The organism is Planktothrix sp. PCC 11201, from assembly GCF_900009135.1.
GTDB lineage: Bacteria > Cyanobacteriota > Cyanobacteriia > Cyanobacteriales > Microcoleaceae > Planktothrix.
Genome location: NZ_LT797705.1, coordinates 1 through 21126, shown reverse-complemented (window position 1 = coordinate 21126; position 21126 = coordinate 1). Strand labels below are relative to the sequence as shown.

Below are 21126 nucleotides of genomic sequence, written 5' to 3'. Positions count from 1 at the left end.
ATAAATCTCCAGCTTTTGAGAAAAACTCATCTGCATAGCTATCCTTTCCTGCAATCTACTAACATCAAGTCTCCTCTAATCAATCTCAGGAATTATTACCTGATCAGTCTTGGCAATCTCTTGATATCTTTCCATCGCTATACTTAATACTGAACGGCTATAAGACCCAGGTTTTCTTAGAATTTTTTCCAGTAGCTTACGCCACATTAAATGCTTTTCTTCAGCCATATAAATTTCTTGTAAAAATTCATTCCAAGCTGTCTCTTCTTCATCAGTTTGGGGCTGCTTCAAATTATTTAGAATTAGATTTTGACATTTGACCTTTTCCACTGGATAATCCGAAGATAAAGTAAAGAGAGTAATACCTATCAGACGGCGTTTGCTGTCTTCGTCATTAATAAAACTCATTCCTAAACTTGAATCTATCAGAATATTTTTTAACTCTTTCAATTCAGGTTTTCTAGATCCAGGATATTGCTCTATTGAGCTTATAATAGCTTTTAAAAGAAGCGTGCTTCCCGCACTAACCAAGTCTTCGTCGTGCTGTGTTAATGCTTGCAGTACAGATAGATATTTGGGGGAAACTTCACTGATAACAGCACGAAGAGGCCAAGGTCTTCTAATGTCCAAAAGTTCAGTCAGTGGCAGAATTGTAAATAAACGTGGTGCTATTTCTTGTATGTGAGTGTCATAAGCCAATAGCTTGAGGAAGAGAAGAGCAGCTAGCTCGGCAATTGGAAATTCTGAAGATTCCGAGTAATTGTCAAGAATTAGTTCTAAGAGTTGTCGTGCCTGTTCTATAACTACTGGATCAGATGGCCATGAGAATTCAAAGATAGTCCACAATGATGTTATTGGTTTATTAGCCTGTTGTATGATATCTTTGGCAGTTATCAGCAACTTTTGAAGTTGATCAACGGTATATTGATATCCCAAAGAACTAGAGTAACCATAACGGCGGTAAACTGTAATGTAGGCTCCTACCAAATCATCAACAGTTACACCCATTGATTGGGATAACTCCTTTAACTCAGGCAGTATTTCATCTAGCCCAATCTGAGTTTCTAGAGCTATAAACAATTGTTGTTTTTGGTTGTCGTCTGATTCTTTCAAATAGTCTTCAACTATCTTAACCAATTGGCTGTGAATAGATATCTGAATATTAGCATCTAGAAATGGTAGGAATCGATTAACAACATCCTCACTTGTAATTTTTTGTTGCTCTATAGCTAGGGCTAAAATTGGCCAAATTTCTCTTAAGCTAGAATAAAACCATAGCTTTGTTGAGACTACTAGACTTATTTCGATTGACCTCATTCTATCAAAAAATCTAGAAACATTGATTTGATTAGGCTGATTAATTAGCCAGAAAATCATCCACAAGATTACTTGAAGCTCCGGCATCAAATCCGAATCTTGCAACAGATATTCAACACTTACCCTTAGATTTTCAGCATCATCAAGAATAGATAATTGAGGATTCATGATTGTTCGGATAAAGAATGGAGTATTTTTGTCTATTCTTATCTGTAAGTTCTGTAAGTGATAATTGGGAAATTCCATTCTAAAGCGAACTATTAGGCGAAGACATCTCAAAAGCAATACTAATTGGTCTGAAAATGTCTTTGGTTCAGGCAATTCCCATATCACTCCTTCACTTGAGTTAATAGACTTATATACCCAAGAAAGATCAAAAATTGCTTCCGCTAGTTCTGTTACTTGCTTGTGAGAAAGCGACCAGGAATTAAGCAATTTTTCGGTATATTTATTTGAACTTGAAAATATCTTTTGTGCATCTTCTTTCCAGTATGACCAGTAATTTTCTAGTCGTTCTACCATCCATAAAGGCTCTGATTCATAGCGCAATGCCAGATTCAATGCACAAAGCACAAAATTTTTCTCTTTAGTTTCAATTAAATCATCAATTTTATTCTGAAAGAATTGTGTTGAACCAAAATGTTTCCCATAAAGATTTAAGGCAATTTCCCAACAAGTTTCTGGTAAATGCTTAGAGTTAAGTTTAGCTTCCAAAGCAGGTCGAAGAAGATCGCGCTTGTCTTCTTCAGAAAGTTGTCCCATTAATGAACCTAGCTTATTCTGCTGTCCTCGCGTCAAACCTGTTTCCAAAACCTCCAAACCATAATCAATAGCTTCTCGCTGAAGATCACGGTACCCTTTACTTAGAGATCCGTCGGCTGCAACTTCCAGAGCAAACCAAGCTCCAGGTCGTAAGTAATGATTTGCAACTTCTTCATCTATAGGTTGATCAACTTGGCGACAGACATCTCTGACGATACAATCTGCATCCTCACCCAACAAACGAATAATGCGACCTGCTAGGATTAAAGCAACATACAGCCAGTGTTCTGAACCCAGAATAGATTTCAAATGTTCAAAACGCTCTCGTTTCTTGAATAAGTAAACTGACGCAAAGAATTCTTGAAAAGATCTCAATTCAAAACCAAAAAAACCTGGTCTTGGTGAAACGATTAATACCAATCTGTCTTTAGCATCACTGACAAACTGTTCTACTCTTAAAGTAATATCTTTTTCGGAAGATTGACTGTCTTTTTTTTGCAGAAATTTAATTAGTGATCTCTTAAATTCTTCTTCGGGTAAAAGAGATTGAACATTTTCATTGGAAGCTCGACGGTGTAGTAAATAACCAACGTAAGCATTAAGATCTAACAAGGTAGTATCATCTACCTTAATGATATCTTTATCTTTACTTTTTTCTCGCTTAAGGATTGTATTCCAGTATTCATCAAATAAAGCTTCTCTTTCTCCAGGGGGTCGTCCTTCATTTTTGATAATTAATAAAATTATAGTTACTTGTAAAGGCGTTTTTAATAAAGTAGATACTCTTTGATCTTGCTGGCATTCTTCGAGCGTCCGAATAATCTTGTCTTGTTTTTCTTTCGGCAAATCTCTTCTAGCTACCCACTTATGAGCATATTTATTAACCTGATCGGAGGAAAGAGGCAATAATTCTAAATGTATAAAACTTTTAGGATCAAATTGGTCTTCATATATATTAGGGCGGGAAGTAGCTACAACTTTTAGATTAATATTTGAGTGTTTTGTCCAGTCTAGAAAACTATAAATACTTGAAAGCATTTGTTCTTGTAAATTAGGGTCTACAACTTCATCCAATCCATCTAAAATTAGTAAGCATTCTTTACACTCAAAAATCTCGTGGATATTTTTAGAAGATATCTCCCCAGGTTGTGAAGCTACGTCGCCTATATTTTTAGCAAGGTAAGCTTCGAGGCTATCAGAATCAGGTTTATTCACCAGCCATTGGGCAAAATACTTGAGTACAATCCGAAATGGAATGCGTTTCACTTTAGCTTGATCTACAAATTCATAAGACTCTCCAAGCCACTTAGCACGATAAACTTGAGCAAGCTGTTGTCCTAGTGTAGATTTTCCCTGACCTGGGCCACCAATTATCACAAATTTAAGCCGTTTCTCACCAAGAAGACATCGCATTGCAAAAAGATTATCACTTCCTTCAATAAAGAAGCCATCGTCATCCAGTGATGAGACTCTACTTACGGGCTGTGTAAGTTCCTCTCGCCTCCAGTCAGGAGGGTTTATACTCTCACAAGGTTTAACTTTAAGGTCAATAAAAACTTCTTTGAGTTGTGTGCGTCGCTCTCCACCTGTGTCACGTTCACCAGCTTGATCTAATTCAGCAAATTTATCAGCATTAAAAGATTTAGAAAGGTAAGTTTTAATAGTTCGTTCAAGTTGTAGGCTTAGTTCTTTTTTAGCAACATCAGATTTTGCTGAATTGCTTACTAATGAAGTTTGTTCACCTTTAGCCTTTTCTGTTTTAGGGCGGTTTACCCATGCTAACTCCAACTGTATGCAGTTATTCTCTGGGCTGCTTGTGTGCCAAAGAATAAACGTGAAGTGTCGTATACCTTTACTTTTACCTTGGTAGCTACTCTCTTCTTTGACAACTCCCAATTTTTTTAGGCGAGTAATAATATCTCGGATTTTTTCACCTTCTACCTTAGCCTTGGGATCACGATTAGACTTGATGTGTTTTTCGTCAAGCAACCATGCTATATCTACCAGGGTTGTCCTTACCTCTAGCTCAGGGCGAACGCTATTTTCATTTCGCCACTCTGCTGATAAATGATCCCTATTGGTATTGTTATAACGCACTAGAAATTTAATCAAGTGCTTCGCCTGCTTTAGTGCCGTGTCTCCCCAATCACCTGCGCGCCCCATAATTTTAATTACTGACAAAGGTTTTCTGTATCGGTTTGGGTTAACCCAAGCTTACCCCAAACCACATACACTTATTCTAAACAATATCCGATAAAAAAGTTTGGGTTAACCCCAAACTGTTCCCAAGCTACATAGCCAGATTTTATAGGAGTTTCAGACTTAAATAGATACCTCTTGCCTTGGGGTAGTAGGGGGAAATTATTCTAAATTCAGTAACTTAAATTCCTAAAAGGATTTGAAAATGACCCTCATTAACTACATCCAAACAGCTAAAGACTTTGCCGATTCTTACGGTGTTGATCGCTTAGATCGTCTGATGACTCTAGCTCAAGCCTCAGAAAATTCTCTCATCACTCAACCCAGTGGGATGAATGGGAACCGAGGTGACATCTTGCAGGAGGTAGAAGCAGTAGGGTTTCAACTTAATGCTTGGCTTAAAAATTTGATTCTAAGCACCCCCATTGAGGTGGTACGGAATGCTATGGCGGTCGTTGAGGAAAATGAGCGTTGGAGAATTGTAAAAAATCGTGAAGGGCTTTTAGTTGAGGCGATTCGCAATCAATGGAAACCTAACATTTCTGCATAAACGCTTCTTTTTTTTAGGGCTTACACAGCAATTGCCAGAGGTAACGTTCAAGTTAACAAGCTGTATAAGCCCTAAATCACTCACAGAATTGGGAAAATCAGACAGAGGTAAGGTGTTCAGTTGAATCCCCCCTTTTCTACTTCTAAAGTTCGGGGAATTGATTTAGATATGATTCAACGCGCATATCACCTGTTTTTAGCGTCTTCTGGTCGGTTGGTTAGCGTTGTCAGTAATTCAATGAATATCAAAAACGATGAGCGATCGCAAACTTTCCGAGGATTTCTTAAACAAACGAAAGCCAACGTAATCAAACTCCCTTTAGAAATTTTTTGGGGTACTCTTCGTCCGGTTACAGTTGAAACTTATCTCATTGTAATTGATAAAGCTTCTGAATTCTAATTTGTTACCCTTTTCTTATCAACCACCTGCTTATGAACTATAACTTTATTACTAATCATGATCAGCTTAAAAAGGCTTTATTTCCTTTAATGAAAGCTCCTGTTCTGGCTATTGATACTGAAACAACAGGACTAGATCCATTCATAGATCGGATTTGCCTGATTCAAATTGCTGTTCCTCAACACCCGATTCTAATTATTGATTTAACTTCTATGGAAACGAGGGGGTGTCAACTTTTAAAAAAACTCCTCAATAGCCGTGCGCTGAAAATTTTCCAAAATGCTAAGTTTGATTGGAAAATGCTAGAAATGGCAAATCTCCGTCCATCAGGGCCTTTTTTTGATGTGATGTTAGCCAGTCAAGTGTTACGTTCAGGACTCAAGAAAGATCATGATCTTCAATCTTTAGCTCGGGAATTTTTAAAGGTTAAACTTGATAAAAGTTTACAGTTTAGTAATTTTGCGGGTAAACTTTCAACGGCTCAGTTAGAATATGCAGCATTAGATGCGGCTGTCTTACTGAAACCAAAAACTCGACTGCATTCTAAACTTCAAAAGGCAGGATTATTAGAAACGGCTCAAATCGAGTTTGATGCGTTGCCCGCCGTTGCCCAAATGGAACTGAATGGAATGCAACTTGATGCAATAGCATGGTAGCAGGTAGGTTCTGAGTTAAAAGCTCAAGAACAGAGGGTATTAACTCAATTAATCAATGCGGGTTTAAAGCCAGCCCCTAGCCCCCAATTATCTCTATTTCCCGAATTAACAGAAACGCTTAATCCTCGTTCTACTTCCCAAGTTTTACAAGCTCTTCGTGCCCTTAATATTCCGGTTCAATCAACTCGTAAAAATGAATTAATTCCTAAAGCTCGTGAATATCCAATTCTGCAATTTCTCCTCAACTATCGAAAGTTAGCGTCTTTGTGTTCTAACTTTGTGGAAGCTTTGCCTAAACATATTCACCCCAAAACAGGGAGAATTCACCCCAGTTATCGGCAGTGTGGAGCGCGTTCAGGTCGTTTTAGTTGTCAACAACCTAATCTACAAAATATTCCCAGAAATTGTACGGCTAAAGGAATGCGAACCTGCTTTATTTCAGCACCAGGCTATCAAATTATTAAAGCAGATTATAGCCAAATTGAACTCAGAATTGTTGCTGAAATATCGAGCGATCGCCGAATGTTAAATGCTTACTCTAAAGGGGAGGATTTACACGCTTTAACGGCATCTTTAATTACAGGGAAATTGTTAGAACAGATTACGCCTGAAGATCGGCAAATTGCTAAATCTGTAAATTTTGGCTTAATTTATGGAATGGGGGCGGCTAAATTGCAAGCTTATGCTGAGGAAAAATATGATGTTTTGTTGACGTTGGAGGAAGCTAAACTTTTTAGAAAAAGGTTTTTTACGGCTTATCAAGGGGTTAAGAATTGGCATGAACAAGTAAGGAAAACGGTGTATGCTCAAGGACAAAGAGAGATTCGCACAATTGGCGGACGTCGAAGACGATGGGCCTCTAAACCCCGTCTGTGTGAGTTGCTCAATCATCCGGTTCAGGGTACTTCAGCCGATTTGTTGAAAGTGGCGATCGCTCGTTTGTTTGAGGTTTTACCGGATACAGAAGCTAAGTTGATTGGTGTAGTCCATGATGAAATTCTCTTAGAATGTCCCCAACAAACTCTTGAAAAAACAACTCGCCTTCTTAAAACCGTAATGATTGAGGCAGGACAACAATATTTGCAGCAAGTTCCCATTGAAGTGGATGTGAATACTGCTTTGAGTTGGGGTTAAGGATAGTAAAGAGCTAAATTTGACAAGGAACATAGTGGAAAATTTTCCACTATGTTTCCCACCCACAAAAATCGTCCCTCAATCATATTTTTCCGCAGGTTCCGGTTTCGTTAATTCCGTAGAGCATCAGTTGGCTTTTAGGGCAGTAAATCTTCACTCTCCAGACTAAACACTCCCAATTTGAATCTAGCAAATAATAACCGCTTTCAGGCTCAATGGCAACACACCAATTATAATGGGTTTCAAGCAAACGATTCCGAATTTTTTCAAAGTGTTTATAGCATTGTTGATCCAAATCTTCTTTTTCAGCTTCCCTTCTGTTGATTTCTTCAGGTGTAAAGGAATCGAAATCAAAAATCCGAGACATAGCACGAGCAGTACGTTTGGCAACTAGAGGAGCCATATCGGTAACGAGTAAGATGTTGGGACAGGGACAGTTCTATTATAATTGTCATCTACCAATGAAACTCGTGTTCATTAAATCTCTTAAAAAATTATTAAGGAAATTTGGAACGAATGAAATTTTTAGACTTATCACAACAAACCCTAGAAAAAATAAACACTTTGCGCTGGGATAGAATTATTGAAAAGCATGAAGGCCCTGAAAGTTGGGAATCGGTTTTGCGCTGGCAGACCGTTGAAATTCTTGAAATTGATGGTCGTTCAGTTCTTCTGCCTATAGATCAATCTCAGCATGACAATCTAACAATTTTAAGAACGATTTGGAGTGCGGATGGGAATTCGGTTACGCTCTTTCTAAAAGATACTACCTATTATGATGATGATTTTATGTCAGGATATTTAGCAATTTGTGATCAACTTAAAGAAGACAATTTATTTGTTGCTATCGTCTATCATGAATGGTTTATTATCGATAATAAAGAAGTTTTAGCCGGAGATTAACTCTCAATTACTTCCTTAAGTATTGATTGTAATTCTGACTGATAAGTCCTAGCTCCAGATTTAATCTTATGGCTCAAATTCTTCCTAAATTTACAATCAAACCGGGCTATCGACCTCAATCTCAAGATACAACACCAGAAGTTGATTTATTAGGATTCTGGCTATTAAAACAACGAACACCCCAACAGCGACTGTTGATGGGAAGCTCGATGAACCAAAATGCTCGTCGCTTTGCCATTAACTGCTTCCGCCAACGCTTTTTTGATTTAAAAGAACCAGAATTTGCTCGAAAACTCGCTCAAGCTTGGTTAGGTGAAGATTGTCCACAACATTATATTCCCACCGGAGATGAAATGACTTGGGTTCAAGATTCCATTAGTCTGGCTGAAATTCTCCACCCAATTTTTGAATCCCTTAATATTCCTTATTATATTACAGGCGGGGTTGCTGCTATTGCTTATGGAGAAGTCCGAACAACCCGTGATTTAGATATTGTCATCTCAATTATTCCTCAATATTTAAGTGCATTAATTTTAGAATTAGAACAAGTGGGATTTTATGTTTCCGGTGTAGATGATGTGGTTTCTGGTCGAATGCAAACCTTGCAAATTACTCATATAGAAACCATTTCCCGGGCTGATTTAATCATTGCCGAAGATTCAGAATTTGAGAGTCTGAAGTTTGAGCGACGACAACAATATCAAATTCCTACTGGGGCAACTGTTTTTCTCGCCTCACCTGAAGATCTAATCCTTAATAAGTTGCAGTGGCGGAATTTCAATCAGTCTCAAAAGCAATGGCGGGATGTATTGGGAATATTAAAAGTGCAAGGAGACTCTTTAGATAAAATTTACCTCAAGAATAAAGCTGAATCTCTGGGGTTAGTTGAGGATTTAAACCGAGCTTTAATTGAAGCCGGACTTGAATAAATAAGCGCAAAACTTCAGTGTTCAATTTGGAATTAGGATAATTTTAAGTTAAGGGATAACTGTCCTGGAGAAATATTTCCTCGACTGCGGCGATGACAAGCTAAATGACAACTACTACACAAAGGAACCAAATTTTCTAAACGATTATCAGCCGGGTTATGATTCCAGTGATGCACTTGCAGTGTATAAGCTCGGCGTCGCGATTTCATAGCATTTGATAATGGTTCTCCCGGCTTGATACAGAATAAACCACATTTTTGACATTGCCAATTCGCTGTTTCTTTAACTGCCAATGCCAGTTCCTTCCAATTTTCAGGATAACGCTCTGAAGCCATGAATAGATTGATTGATTTGCTGAAAACCGAGTTTAATTTTAACACTGAATATCGACTTTAAACCATCCCCATCAATCATGCTGGACGTTAATCAAATACAATCCATCGCTCAATCTTATTCCCCTCAAGAACTCTTTGCCGCTTTGGTTTGGCATCGGATACGCTTCTGAATGAGAGTTGAGGTCGCGATCGCTAAAATCTACCCAATGAGGAATACTCCCACACCGTAAATTACGTTACGTTGGACTGGTAAAATACTTTGCCTTCGTAACATGAATATCCACCCTCAACCCGAACCCCCTTTTTCTGAAACGAATCAGGATACACCGGAAATTGGGGGAGGATTGCCCGTCATTGAGTACTGGGCAGAGCATACGCTATCGCCAGAAGGTCTAAAGCTGTGGAAAACGTTATTGCACCACAGTGCTTGTCTGTCCTGTTCCTGGGGCACTGGCGGACAAAAGGGCGGGTTTACGAACGAAGAAGGCGAAAAACTGCAACGCTGCATGAAAAGCGTTGAGGCAATTTCAGCCGAGATTAAACCTGCCATACGAGAAGAATTCTTTGATACTCACTCGATCACCCAATTACAACGGTTAACTTCTATGGAAGCGGATCGCCTGGGACGGTGGAGTTTTCCAGTAATTCATCGAGCAGGCAGCGATCGCTACGAGCGGATTTCCTGGGAGGAGATCTATACCATTGCCACGGCTGCGTTCCAAAAACCACCAGAACAAGTCGCCTCTTATAGTTCCGGGCGTGGCTCCAACGAAGCGGCGTTTCTACTGCAACTTATGTTGCGAACCTTGGGTTCCAATAACTTGGCGGATTGTTCGGATCTATGCCATGCACCTTCCACCACAGCACTCAAAGAGATGTTTGGTACGAATACCTCGATCGTCAGTCTGGAGAGCCTGAAGCAGGCAGATTGTGTTGTATTAGCGGGAGCCAATTCTTCCTATAACCATCCCCGGTTGATGAATGAGTTGATTAAACTGCGCGAGCGCGGTGGCAGGGTGATTGTGATTAATCCCGTGATGGAAATTGGCTTGGTCAAATTTGGCTCTCCCGCGTTTCCCATCAAATCTTTAATTCCCGGTTCAGATATTGCTTCGCTGTATCTTCAGCCGATTCCGGGTAGTGATGTGGCATTGTTTGTCGGCATTCAAAAAGCACTGATGGAACAGGGTTATGTGAATCAGGCTTTCTTGCAAGCGCACACTGAAGGCTGGCAATCTGTATTGGAGCAAGCGCGAGCGCTCGACTGGGACACCCTGACTGCAACTTGCGGTGTTTCCCAATCGGAAATTGAAACCGCGGCCGAGATAATTGGCACATCTAAAGGGGTTGTCTTTGGATGGGCGATGGGCATCACACAACACACCAATGGGGTTGATAACGTTTACAGCATTGCCAATACCGCCTTAATCAGTGGACAGATCGCCAAAATGGGAGCCGGAGTGATGCCAGTGCGGGGACATTCCAACGTGCAGGGCTTTGGCTCGATGGGTGTGACGGTGAAGCTCAAAAAAGAGATCCTTCAAGCATTAGAGCAGTTGTTGGGGCGATCGCTCAACTTGCCGAAAGGCTACCACACCCGCGACCTGATTGAAGCAGCAGTTGCCGGGAAAGTGGATAGTTTGCTGTGTGTGGGCGGCAATCTCTATGGTGCCAATCCCGATTCGGCACAGGCCAAACGAGCGTTGGGCAATATTGAAACTATTATCTATCTGGCGACTAAACCCAACATCGGGCACTTTCATGGACTGGCAAAAACCAATACGATCATTATTCCCGTCCTGAATCGATTTGAAAACCCACACAAAACGACGGTGGAATCGGGTAATAACTTTGTGCGGCTCAATGATGAAGGCACAACCCACTTGCAAGATGCCGATTTGATTTCCGAAGTTGAATTTCTCACAGAATTGGCCTATCGGTTGCTAGGTGAGTATCCCGTCGAGTGGCGCAAACTACAGGATACTCGTTACGTGCGGCAGTTGATTGCCAGAACTATTCCCGGTTATGAAAAGATTGGGGAGATCGATGATACGAAAGAAGAGTTTACTATCTCTGGACGCATTGTCACCGAACCCCACTTCAAAACGCCATCGGGCAAGGCGAAAATGTTTACGACTCCATTGCCAACACTGACTTTACCAGACGTTAGCGAGTTTGGTATGGAAGAACCTGCAAATATTCTGGTTCTAGCATTGATGACTGGACGCAGCTATTCTCAACACAATACGGTAGTTTACAAAATTGGCGACAAGTATCGAGGGATGCCACACCGTCACTGCATTTTAATGAATCGCTTGGATGCAGAGAAAATTGGCTTGGCGGAACACGATCGCGTTACTGTAAAGGGTGATGTTGACAAACTGGACAATATCGAAGTGATTTACGGTGCTGTGCGCGAAGGTGCAGCGTTGATGTTTTATCCCGAAGTGAATGTCATTTTTAAGGCAAAAACAGAAACACGCTCTGGTACGCCTGCTTACAAACGGGTACCTGTGCTGGTTTATAACAAGGAGCGATCGCCCAGATTAGACTAATCATAAACACATTCATCTAAGTAAAAACTGTCTCCTTGATTCATTTCGTTCAGTGAAGCGATCGCTTAAAATGGCGAGTATACTTAATCCCAAATCATTAAACTGTCAACGAACTATCCCACTTGTCCTCTCTACCCGATGCCCACTCCACTGTAACAACCGTAGACCCCAAACTCCTCAAACCCCATCCCCGTTACCTAAAAATCTATGGTCGGATGAACATCGAGGAATTGGTCGAACAAATTCAATTGTCCAATTGGATTAACCCCATTCTCATCACCCCAAAACAGATAATTGTTAGTGGTCATCGACGCTGGCAAGCTGCCCTACAATTAAAGTGGAGCGCCATTCCCGTTGAAATTCGAGCCTTTCCCAACCGACTCTGTGAACTCGAAGCCCTCCTGAGTGAAAATCTCGCCCGACCCAAAACCCGGGAACAAAAAGTTCGAGAAGCCAACTCTTGGAAAGAAATTGAATCGTCGCGCGCCAAACAACGCCAGGAAGCCGGACTGAAAATTGATGAACCCGACAACCTTATGGATATATTTTCAGAAGGTCGGAAGGGAACTACCCGTGATTTAGTTGCTGCTAAGGTGGGTTTGGGTTCGGGTGTCACTTACACTAAAGCGGCTAAAGTTGTCACTCAAATTGATACAGAAACAAAAGCCGGAAACGACGAATGGGCTGATGCTTGGCGTTCAATTCTCAACACTGTCAGTATTCAAGCGGCTTATTCCTTACTGAAACTGCCTCGAAAACAACAAAAACAAATCTTAGATTTAATTGCCACAGGTGCTGCTCGGACTCCCAAAGAAGCTGCCCTACTGCTGGCCGAAGAAGCCAGTCTCGATGACCCCCGCTTATTTGTATCGGGGGATTTCGCCGTTGTCAACATTGACCCGAACTTAACCTTTGCTCCCTCTGACAATCGCTGGAATGGTTATTGGGGAAGAGTGGAAGGCACAGGAACTTCTGGGTTAATTGTGCTGAACTTAGGCAGTGAAATGCTGCAATTTTACAGTCGAGATTTAGTAGAAATTGATGAGCCTAGTGATGAATTATTACAGGTCGCTTCCAAAGTGTTGCGACTGCGGAGTTTAGACTTAGATGAACTGGAAATCGCCTTGCTGGATGTGTTGCAACAGCGTTTAGAATTTACGCCTCGACAACTGCTATATCTGGAATATTTGGAAAAAGTTTTAACGTTACCTCGGCTTTCCGGGTCTTAATTTCTCAACCGGTGTGAAAACAGCCTTCCCCAGAAGATGAAAGCTGTGTTGCTTGCGTAATAATGATTAGGGAGAGTTAGGTTAAGATAATGCAGATTCTCTGACGCTTAGTTTTTCATTTGAAATTGGCGTTTGAAGGGGGAATGAAAACCAATCATAATATCTGAAGTGGGTACACCCATCTCGACATGATCTCATTCAGGATTAATCGTTTTGAGTCTGCAAATAGGCACTTAGATATTCCACAGAGTCAAAATCGAGGACAGCTATACTTAAGTCTTCAAGTTGTTCAATCGATAGAGCCTCCACCTGGGCTTGTACCTCTGGCGGTAGCCCATTTGCGAGTAAAGAAAAATCTTGTAATTTATGGTAGAGTTGATTAAGAATAATAGCCAAAGTCGCTTCTTTACGAACAGTAAGCCTCGTTTGAGTAATCAACGCTTTGATATCGGCATTGAAAGAAATCTCTTGGGCAGCAATACTCGCCTCTTCAACAATCCTATTGCCCAGACGAATATTATGGCAAGCATCCCACTCCGTTTCTGCCGTCAACTCGGTTTCATAATGGACAACAATCCAATAGCGTTTCAACTCACTCATACAACTTCACAATTTCAAGGGTTTATATTCAAGGAGATGTAGCAATGACATCAAACCTGTTCAACGAATTTATCGACGCCGGCCCAGAAGCCAAACTAGAATTGATCGAATCCAAGCTAATTGTCGGTAATACCCTAGTTGGCAGCCGTCTGCTACTCAAACAAATTCTCGCCGGATGGGGAGCGCGGGCCGCCATCGCCCTAGCCCCCATACAACAATGGCTAGAAGCTCTCCGTCTTACCTATAACGCGCCCATTCCAGACAGTACAGAAGCCATCACCACCACCTTACAAACCTGGGCAGCCAGTTTCCACTACCAACCAGAAGACCTACTACCCGGCTCTAGAGGAGAAGAAAACCATCACAATCCCATCCGCAGTTATATCAGCCACTCCTTGTGGGAAATCGCAGAAAGACTAGGAGGACAATCATTCAGCCGCGATTTTGTCATGCGCCTAGGCAACAATGGCTTCACCCCAGACATCCTATTATTTTTAGGGCCCCCGCGCAACACACTCAGAGAATACTACCTGGAAGGGCCAGCCGAAATTGTCATCGAAATACTGCGACCCGGACATGAATACGCAGACCGCATCATCAAACGAGACTATTACGCCGCAGGTGGAGTGCCAGAGTACATCATTCTCAATCCGGCCCAAAAAGAAATCGAATTTTGGCGCTTAATCAACGGAAAATACGAGCGAATGGCTCCTGACCCATCAGGATGCTACCGACCGCAAAGCGTACCGGGGTTAGTTTTTGTCCCCGACAATTTGTGGAGAGAAGATGAAGACTGGTATAGCTGGCCCCACGACCCCGCAATTGTTTATATTGAAGGCACACAGCCAGAAGGTCGAAGACTGCGAGCGGTAGAGAATGGTTTGGGTTGGGGATGTTTACCATTTAATCCCCAATTGCAGTTAGAGCCAGTACCGATTTCTTTTGAACAATACATTGCTTGGTGTCCAGAAGCCAAGTTTGAGTTTTGGGACGGGAAACCTCAAATTGGCAGTAAAGAAGGCATTCGTAACCTGATTGGGATGTTACTGATGACTTTTGGTTTAGCAGATGCTTTAAAGGTCTTGCCACCCGTTGAGTGGGTAACAGCGTTATTAGAAACAGAAACTCTAAGCTGGCAAGATGCCCAACGGAAAGCAGTTTGGTGGGATTTAGCTCGTCAAGCAGCTAATCTATTGCGTTCTAAATATGGGGTAACTCGCTTGGGAGTCATTGGAGATTTAGTCAAACCTGAGCCCTTAAATTTTTGGTCAGAAATTACGTTGGTTGTTTGGGATTTACCCGGGAGGAAAGATTACGAGATTTACCAGGATTTGTCTAATTTAAGCAAGGAACCTGAGATTAACTTTATTGAGGCAGATAGTAAGTATGCTACGCTGGCTCAACAGCAGGCGATTTCTCAATACGTGGTTGAGATTTAGTTCCCATCGATTTCTGGTGTAAGTGTTTGACCAGGAAATTGGGATAAAATCAAACCTACATACTATTTTTGTCTTCCTTAACTCTATCTAAATCGCACTCCGCACCCCGCACCCTCCACTCCGCACTCTGGATAGCCCCTATGAACACCCTCCCGTCTAATTCTGCTGTTGAAATTGTTCCAGCTTCTGTTGTGGGGACATTAGCTGAACGCAATGTGATGGAGGATTTATTAGCTACCAAGCGTTCTGAAAATACCCGGAAGGCTTATAGTCGAGATTTGAAGGATTTCTTTTGGGCAGTAGCTCATCAAGAACCCACCGCTCAGTTAGTGATTGAGTTTTTACAGTTATCCAAGGAACAAGCCTTAAGTTTGGTATTAGGTTATAAGCAGCAATTGTTATCTAAAAAGTTATCAGAAGCAACAATAAATCGACGTTTAGCCGCGATTAAAGCGTTAGTGGCATTTGCTTATCGGATTGGACAATGTGCTTGGACGTTGGCGGAATTAAAGGGGGAGAAGGTTAAGACTTATCGGGATACGACGGGAATTCCCCCAGTGGCGTTTAAGAGGATGTTGCAAATTCCCAATCGTCGTACAGTTAAGGGAAAGCGAGATTATGCTTTGTTACGGTTGCTGTGGGATAATGTCTTGCGGCGGGAAGAGGTATGTCAAGCTAATCTTGAGGATTTGGATTTGGAGGGGAAGACACTCAAGATTTTGGGGAAGGGGAAGGGAACACAGAAGGAAGCGGTAACGTTATCGAAGCCGACGGTGGAAGCTTTGCAAGATTGGTTGGTAGCTAGACGAGAATTAAAACGGTCTAAACCTTTGTTTATTGCCTTGGATAGAGCGAGTTATGGACATCGGCTGACGGGGACGGGGGTTTATAAAATTGTTAGTCAAATTGCCAGAGAAGCGGGGATTAATAAGCCGTTATCGCCTCATCGGATTCGTCATTCGGGGATAACGGCGGCATTAGAAGCAACGAATGGAGATGTGCGAAAGGTGCAGAAATTGAGCCGCCATTCGGATTTGAATACGTTGATGATTTATGACGATAATCGGAAAAATCAGCAGGGGGAAGTCACGGATTTGTTGGCGGATTTGGTTTGATGAAAGCCAACAACTAATACCATTTCTCTATACTCGGTTTCTAGCAAAAACCGGGTTTCTACCCAAAAGCTGTACCTCACAGAACTGAAAACCGCTATATCTACGGAAGAAGTTGAGGGTGATCGCACCGCCTTATCAAAACAGTTAAGCTTGAAGTTCAGAGCAATCATTGAATTTTGATGTCTTAGGTGGCTGGCTATGCGATCGCCACAAATCTTAGCTTAATTGATTTTGCCAGTTTATGGCATAAGTTTGAATCTGTTCTGCCTTATCATTGCCATTGATGATTTTACGGGCTTTCAAGAAATCAACATGATTGTTGGAAATACAGTCATCGAGTTTTATCCCCGTAAATACACCCGATTTCATTCCATGAATTAAAACAAAGACTGCAATATCGGGACGCATGACCAGATCGGGAGCATTGACCAAATCTAAGCCTAAAATATTTGAATATTCCCGATAGTTGTCAAGGTGAGTAAGTTGTACATAACCCCGTCCATAGTAAGGATAGTAGGGTAGGGTTTGGCGATGATTTTCTCCTTCGACTTCGCCTAAATAATACCCTTCTCGTACCGGTTGAAAAGTATCTCCTGTCTCATGTTCAACGGTTGCCAAAATATAAGCAATTTGAGCTTGAGACGTAATGCCTTGACGATTCGCTTCTTGAATAATTACCTTAACTGTGGCTTGTTTATCACCCCCTTGCCACTTGGGTAATAATCCAGCACCGGGTTTGGCATCCAGTAACGCTTTAGCGGTGGTTGGCCCTAACACATCTCCGCCATCAAGTTGACGATTTGTTTTAAAATTTCTTAAGGCTTCTTGGGTTTTAAGGCCGTAAATTCCATCAACACTTTCTAACAGATGATTCGCGCGTAAAATGGTTTGAATTTCTGCACAGAAGAGTTGATCTTTAACTAACACCCCAGAGTCAATATTATCAAAAGGAATGGATTGGTTTTGGTCAATGACATCTTGGAGTGTCAGACCCGATGGTTGGTCGGAAACCCCACGAGATTGTCCAGAGATTAACTGTTCTAATTTAGTTTGGGTCACAAATCCAGCAATTCCATCCACCTGTAAACTCTGTTGAGCTTGAAATTTACGAACAGCGGCATCCGTTTGTTTTCCAAAGATACCATCTGCTGTTATTGTAATTCCAACGTTCGCTAAACTTTCTTGAAGTTGACGAACTCGTTCTCCCTGCATTGGCGGAATAACTAATCGCAAATCCCCGTCTTGGTCGCTGCTATAGGGGGCTGAATCAATCCCTGGTGAAAGGAAACTAACATGAAGATGATTGTCGTGTCCTACGTAACGTTCTACCCGTGTAATATCTGGATCATTGAAGAGAATTCTCCGAATCCCCAAAATTGGATTACTGTAAAATAAATCCACCAATTCCTGAGTACGTTGGCGAGAGTATTTACTATCCTGCCAAGTCAGCCCAATTTCTTCATTGGTGTTAGCAACGGGTGCAATATCAACATCAAGTCCATGTTGATGAGAGCTATGGGGTGGCATTGGCCCTCCATTGGCAAGGCTAATGTTTCCGATGCTAACACGAGGCCCTTGGGGATAGCGTTTTTCCCACTCAACACAGATGTATTTCAAAGCTTGAAGGACTTCTGGACGACCATAGCACTTCTCTGGATACTGTGCATAGCGTTCATACCCGGCTCCACTGGCAGTCTTATCAGACTTTTCTGAGGTAGCTTTTTGACTGCTGTTATCCCTTAATAATGGAATGAGTCCTGCTTTGACTATGCTTGACTTACCTGAACCCGATGCGCCAGTTAAAATAGTAAACTTTTGCTTATGAACACGATTAAACAATTCAGTTACCAACTCATCCCGACCACAAAATATAGGATGATCTTTTTCTTCATAGGCAAATAAACCTTTGTACGGCTTCTCTAAACCTTCAATCTTCTCCAACAGATTTGGATTAAACTTAGGAAGTAAGAAAAAATATTGTCCTAATATTGTTATTTGTTCTGTGGGAAAAAATATCTCAGGGTGTTGATTTTTCTTAATACGATTATCGCCTACAATATAATTATAAACTTCCTGAACGGTAAGGATATTGTCGTTATTGGAATCGACTTTTCTATCATAAAAACCATCCTCTAAAGCCTCGAACAATACCTCTGCAAAAGGAGAATGATGGGATGTCGAGTTTGTCAGGTCTGGTACGGGTCTATAGCCTCCTGAACTAATTACTGTAAAGGTTGGTCTTTGCAAGCATTCATAATCTTGGCTATAGACTTTTTTACCATTATCTATCTGGGGTGTCCTAGAAGCTGCTTTTTCGTTAGTAAAAGTTTCTCTTACTCCTGCTGAGAAACAACAGTCCAGAATCAGAAGCGTGTGTATGCAAGGTAGCTTCTCCAAAGTTTTTACTAAATCATCAACTGGAAAATCTTTTTCATCTTGAGATAGCAACTTTAGGGATCGCAAACTGCTGTGACCATTGTTTTCAGTTTGATCATTTGTTTTTAACTGACCATGACCTGCAAAGTAGAACAAAAGACGTGAGTCCTTTGTTAATAACACTTTTTCTTCTGAAGTTTGAATGACTTGATCTTTATATTTAATTTCTTGCCCTTTCAAATGAATTTTTCCGTTTTTTGACTCTGTCAATAAATTAGTCAGTTTCTCAAATGTTGCTTCGCTATCTTGTAATAATAAAACTTGATACCATTCATCCCCGTCACAGTGATTCTTGCGCTCCTCACTCGCAAGAAATGTAGCTAGTCGTTTTGCATCGTTGACTGCACCATTCAAATGATTTGCCTTACTTTGATATTCATTAATGCCAATGATAATGGCAAAGTTTTTAGTAAAATTGTGTCGTTTCTTTTGATTAATCTCTTGATTAAATAAATTCATTGCTCAAATTCCTCAAAAAAAGTACGGTGAACAGATGTGATAGTGGAGTTTTGCCTTGACTAGAGTTTGAATCAAGGCAATTATCATTTTTGGTAATCCGTGACTCCTCACTGTTCAAGTGAATAAATGAACTATGCGGAGCCGTTAAAATTACTAGGTCGGTAATACACTTGTCAGGATGACTTGTTGCGTATACCAGTCGTCGTAGGTTTCTGAGGAAGAAACTTGAGGAGATCGAGTTTGAGCGCGATTCATTAAGCGATTGAGTGGGCTTTGTTTGAATAAGCCCCGATATAAACAACGAGGTTGGTCTAGGGCATCCTGAAGACTTAATCGGGCATCAAATTCAGACTTACTCACAATCAACTTCAATACATCCTTGGTCTCTCGAATTCCTAGCTGCATCAATTCTGGATCAATTGACCATTTAATATAGTCTCCGTCGGCTGCCCATGCCCATTGTCCTGGTTCGAGCCGCACATAACCTGCTTCAAAAAATGGAGCCACTATAGCAAATCGATCAGTGAAACATAGTATCGTGCAGTAGAGGGTTTTGTGACTGTTATTTGTTAGTTTAATTGTGCATTTGGGAGGCTGCGGTGTTCCATTTTGAGGCTTCTTGTATTCTCGGCGAATCTCCTTCTCAATGGGAGAAGTATTCTCACCCTCAAACAAAAGTTCCATCTCAATATCGTTAGGTTGAATTCGGCTTGCCGGAGGGCTGGGAAGCTCACGAATCGTCAACCAACGTGCAATATGCTCCAAACGTTCAATCGCCAGTTTGGCATTATCTAATGTAAAACCTTGAATCGGAGCAACTAAAGGGCGATTATCCCCTTTAACCTGAATGGAATATTCTTGATTGCGACACTGCAAGTACAACTGGGCTTGGTCGCGGTTCTCAACTTTCCGAATATAGGCAGAAGGACGGTTGCCCATCGTAGCGGACTGAATAGCTTGAGAAGCCAACTTAACCCCTGTGGCATCACCCTCAATATAAACGCCTTGTGCTGGCAAAGGCACAGCGATCGTTATAGCTTTATATATGCTCCCAGTTGACAAATTCTTACTGTTGCTGATGATTTCTAACTGGCTCAATTGAGGCAATACCTTCGTGACTTTGGCTTGACCAATGGATTTATTAGGATCTTTAAAGTCATTAACATTGCAGTTGAAATCAAACAACGCCAATACGGTTGTTTCCTCTCCCGCAGGAGGTTGAACCCCGTGAACTCCTCCTCCATCAATAACCCAGCCTAATTTGTTGTCATGACGAACTGTGAAGTAAGATGGTCGTTCTGCGATCGCCCCGTCCAGAAATAGTAAATTACCATGATCTGGAGGTGTCACTTCGAGTTGCGGACATTGGCTACTTGATATTTTTTTAAGTTCTATGGAAACCGTGTTTTTAGTTTCTTGCCACAGTTCCCGATAAGTTAATTTACCGGGTCGCTCTAAAGCTTTTAACAAGCTGTAGGTGAAAATTCCTCGTTTTTGTTTCTCATCACCAATTGTTAGTTCCTTGGCTGTGTCATGGGGTTCACAAGCTGCCATCAGAATGTTTCGTCCTTGAGGCAATTCCCATTTTTTAGAACCCGAACGTAAACTTTCCAACTCCTTAGCACTGAAGATGTAGCTTTCTAAGGGTCGAGGGCGATCATCATCAGCAGCACGACGTTCTACGACCTCTAAAGATGGATCTTTTACACCACCACCGGAATGACAGCAATCAAGGATAACGCAAATATGAGGGTTTTTGACTGCAACTTCCGAGATCAGTTTAGCAAGTTCTTTGTCTGCTAAATGCCATTTACCAGGTTCACTACTATCGTAACAATACAACGTTTCATTTTTTTTATCTGGCTCAAAACGCAAAAACACTTTGTTTATGTTATTTTCTTGGGAGCCATGACCACTGTAGTAAAAGAGAACAACATCGTTGCTGTTTGCTTGAGATAAATGCTCCCGAAAACCTTTAATAATACCGTCACGGGTTGCTTTTTCGTTGAAAAGGGTTTTGATCTGAAGTTTGTAGCTAAGCTGTTGAGCATTTAAACTGTATATTTTAGAGGCTGAAACCCCTTACTGGCTTGGATCGTCTCGAAAATT

Annotated in this window: 16 protein-coding genes; 10 read left to right on the top strand and 6 right to left on the bottom strand. The window is 41.3% G+C overall.

Features of this window, described 5'->3' with window-relative positions; translation table 11 throughout:
- Positions 1 to 75 precede the first annotated feature (75 nt).
- Positions 76 to 4242 carry an NACHT domain-containing protein gene (locus tag PL11201_RS16255; protein WP_079679980.1) on the bottom strand — a complete coding sequence of 1389 codons (4167 nt, stop codon included), beginning with the start codon at positions 4240 to 4242 and terminating at the stop codon, positions 76 to 78.
- Between the two features lie 241 nt (positions 4243 to 4483).
- On the opposite strand from PL11201_RS16255, the gene PL11201_RS16250 reads away from it, so the two are divergent.
- From PL11201_RS16250 to PL11201_RS27095, 4 genes are all read left to right on the top strand, one after another.
- Complete coding sequence (locus tag PL11201_RS16250) at positions 4484 to 4828, top strand: hypothetical protein (RefSeq protein ID WP_079679979.1); 345 nt, start codon at positions 4484 to 4486, stop codon at positions 4826 to 4828.
- Positions 4829 to 4996: 168 nt separating this feature from the next.
- Positions 4997 to 5227: a hypothetical protein gene (locus PL11201_RS16245; RefSeq protein ID WP_234996726.1), complete on the top strand. Its 231-nt coding sequence runs from the start codon at positions 4997 to 4999 to the stop codon at positions 5225 to 5227.
- Between the two features lie 32 nt (positions 5228 to 5259).
- On the top strand, positions 5260 to 5883 hold the full coding sequence (locus tag PL11201_RS27100; RefSeq protein WP_234996725.1) for a ribonuclease H-like domain-containing protein: 624 nt from the start codon (positions 5260 to 5262) through the stop codon (positions 5881 to 5883).
- Between the two features lie 51 nt (positions 5884 to 5934).
- A complete protein-coding gene (locus PL11201_RS27095) occupies positions 5935 to 7017 on the top strand; it encodes a DNA polymerase (protein ID WP_255377702.1) in 1083 nt (360 codons plus the stop codon).
- 82 nt (positions 7018 to 7099) lie between these two features.
- On the opposite strand, the gene PL11201_RS16235 is transcribed toward PL11201_RS27095, so the two are convergent.
- Positions 7100 to 7420, bottom strand: coding sequence for a hypothetical protein (locus tag PL11201_RS16235; RefSeq protein ID WP_079679978.1), 321 nt, complete (start codon positions 7418 to 7420; stop codon positions 7100 to 7102).
- A 113-nt stretch (positions 7421 to 7533) separates the two neighbouring features.
- On the opposite strand from PL11201_RS16235, the gene PL11201_RS16230 reads away from it, so the two are divergent.
- The gene (locus PL11201_RS16230) at positions 7534 to 7920 is read left to right on the top strand and encodes a hypothetical protein (protein ID WP_079679977.1); all 387 of its coding nucleotides are present in this window, start codon (positions 7534 to 7536) and stop codon (positions 7918 to 7920) included.
- 68 nt (positions 7921 to 7988) lie between these two features.
- Positions 7989 to 8849 carry a hypothetical protein gene (locus PL11201_RS16225; RefSeq protein ID WP_079679976.1) on the top strand — a complete coding sequence of 287 codons (861 nt, stop codon included), beginning with the start codon at positions 7989 to 7991 and terminating at the stop codon, positions 8847 to 8849.
- Between the two features lie 32 nt (positions 8850 to 8881).
- Here the strand turns inward: PL11201_RS16225 and PL11201_RS16220 are convergent, their stop codons facing one another.
- Complete coding sequence (locus tag PL11201_RS16220) at positions 8882 to 9184, bottom strand: HNH endonuclease (RefSeq protein ID WP_079679975.1); 303 nt, start codon at positions 9182 to 9184, stop codon at positions 8882 to 8884.
- A 272-nt stretch (positions 9185 to 9456) separates the two neighbouring features.
- Between PL11201_RS16220 and PL11201_RS16215 the strand changes: the two genes are divergently transcribed.
- Entirely contained in the window at positions 9457 to 11739 is a 2283-nt protein-coding gene (locus PL11201_RS16215; protein ID WP_079679974.1) for an FdhF/YdeP family oxidoreductase, read from the top strand.
- A 122-nt stretch (positions 11740 to 11861) separates the two neighbouring features.
- Complete coding sequence (locus PL11201_RS16210) at positions 11862 to 12968, top strand: ParB N-terminal domain-containing protein (protein ID WP_079679973.1); 1107 nt, start codon at positions 11862 to 11864, stop codon at positions 12966 to 12968.
- 204 nt (positions 12969 to 13172) lie between these two features.
- Here the strand turns inward: PL11201_RS16210 and PL11201_RS16205 are convergent, their stop codons facing one another.
- Complete coding sequence (locus PL11201_RS16205) at positions 13173 to 13568, bottom strand: DUF4351 domain-containing protein (RefSeq protein ID WP_079679972.1); 396 nt, start codon at positions 13566 to 13568, stop codon at positions 13173 to 13175.
- A gap of 44 nt (positions 13569 to 13612) precedes the next feature.
- Here PL11201_RS16205 and PL11201_RS16200 point away from each other — a divergent pair, with 44 nt between their 5' ends.
- Together PL11201_RS16200 and PL11201_RS16195 are read left to right on the top strand one after the other, a co-directional pair.
- A complete protein-coding gene (locus tag PL11201_RS16200; protein WP_079679971.1) occupies positions 13613 to 15007 on the top strand; it encodes a Uma2 family endonuclease in 1395 nt (464 codons plus the stop codon).
- A gap of 140 nt (positions 15008 to 15147) precedes the next feature.
- Positions 15148 to 16122, top strand: a complete 975-nt coding sequence (locus tag PL11201_RS16195) for a tyrosine-type recombinase/integrase (RefSeq protein WP_079679970.1) — start codon at positions 15148 to 15150, stop codon at positions 16120 to 16122.
- 216 nt (positions 16123 to 16338) lie between these two features.
- On the opposite strand, the gene PL11201_RS16190 is transcribed toward PL11201_RS16195, so the two are convergent.
- Both PL11201_RS16190 and PL11201_RS16185 read right to left on the bottom strand, forming a co-directional pair.
- Positions 16339 to 19017: a penicillin-insensitive murein endopeptidase gene (locus tag PL11201_RS16190; RefSeq protein WP_079679969.1), complete on the bottom strand. Its 2679-nt coding sequence runs from the start codon at positions 19015 to 19017 to the stop codon at positions 16339 to 16341.
- Positions 19018 to 19170: 153 nt separating this feature from the next.
- On the bottom strand, positions 19171 to 21039 hold the full coding sequence (locus PL11201_RS16185; protein ID WP_255377701.1) for a caspase family protein: 1869 nt from the start codon (positions 21037 to 21039) through the stop codon (positions 19171 to 19173).
- Positions 21040 to 21126: the final 87 nt, after the last annotated feature.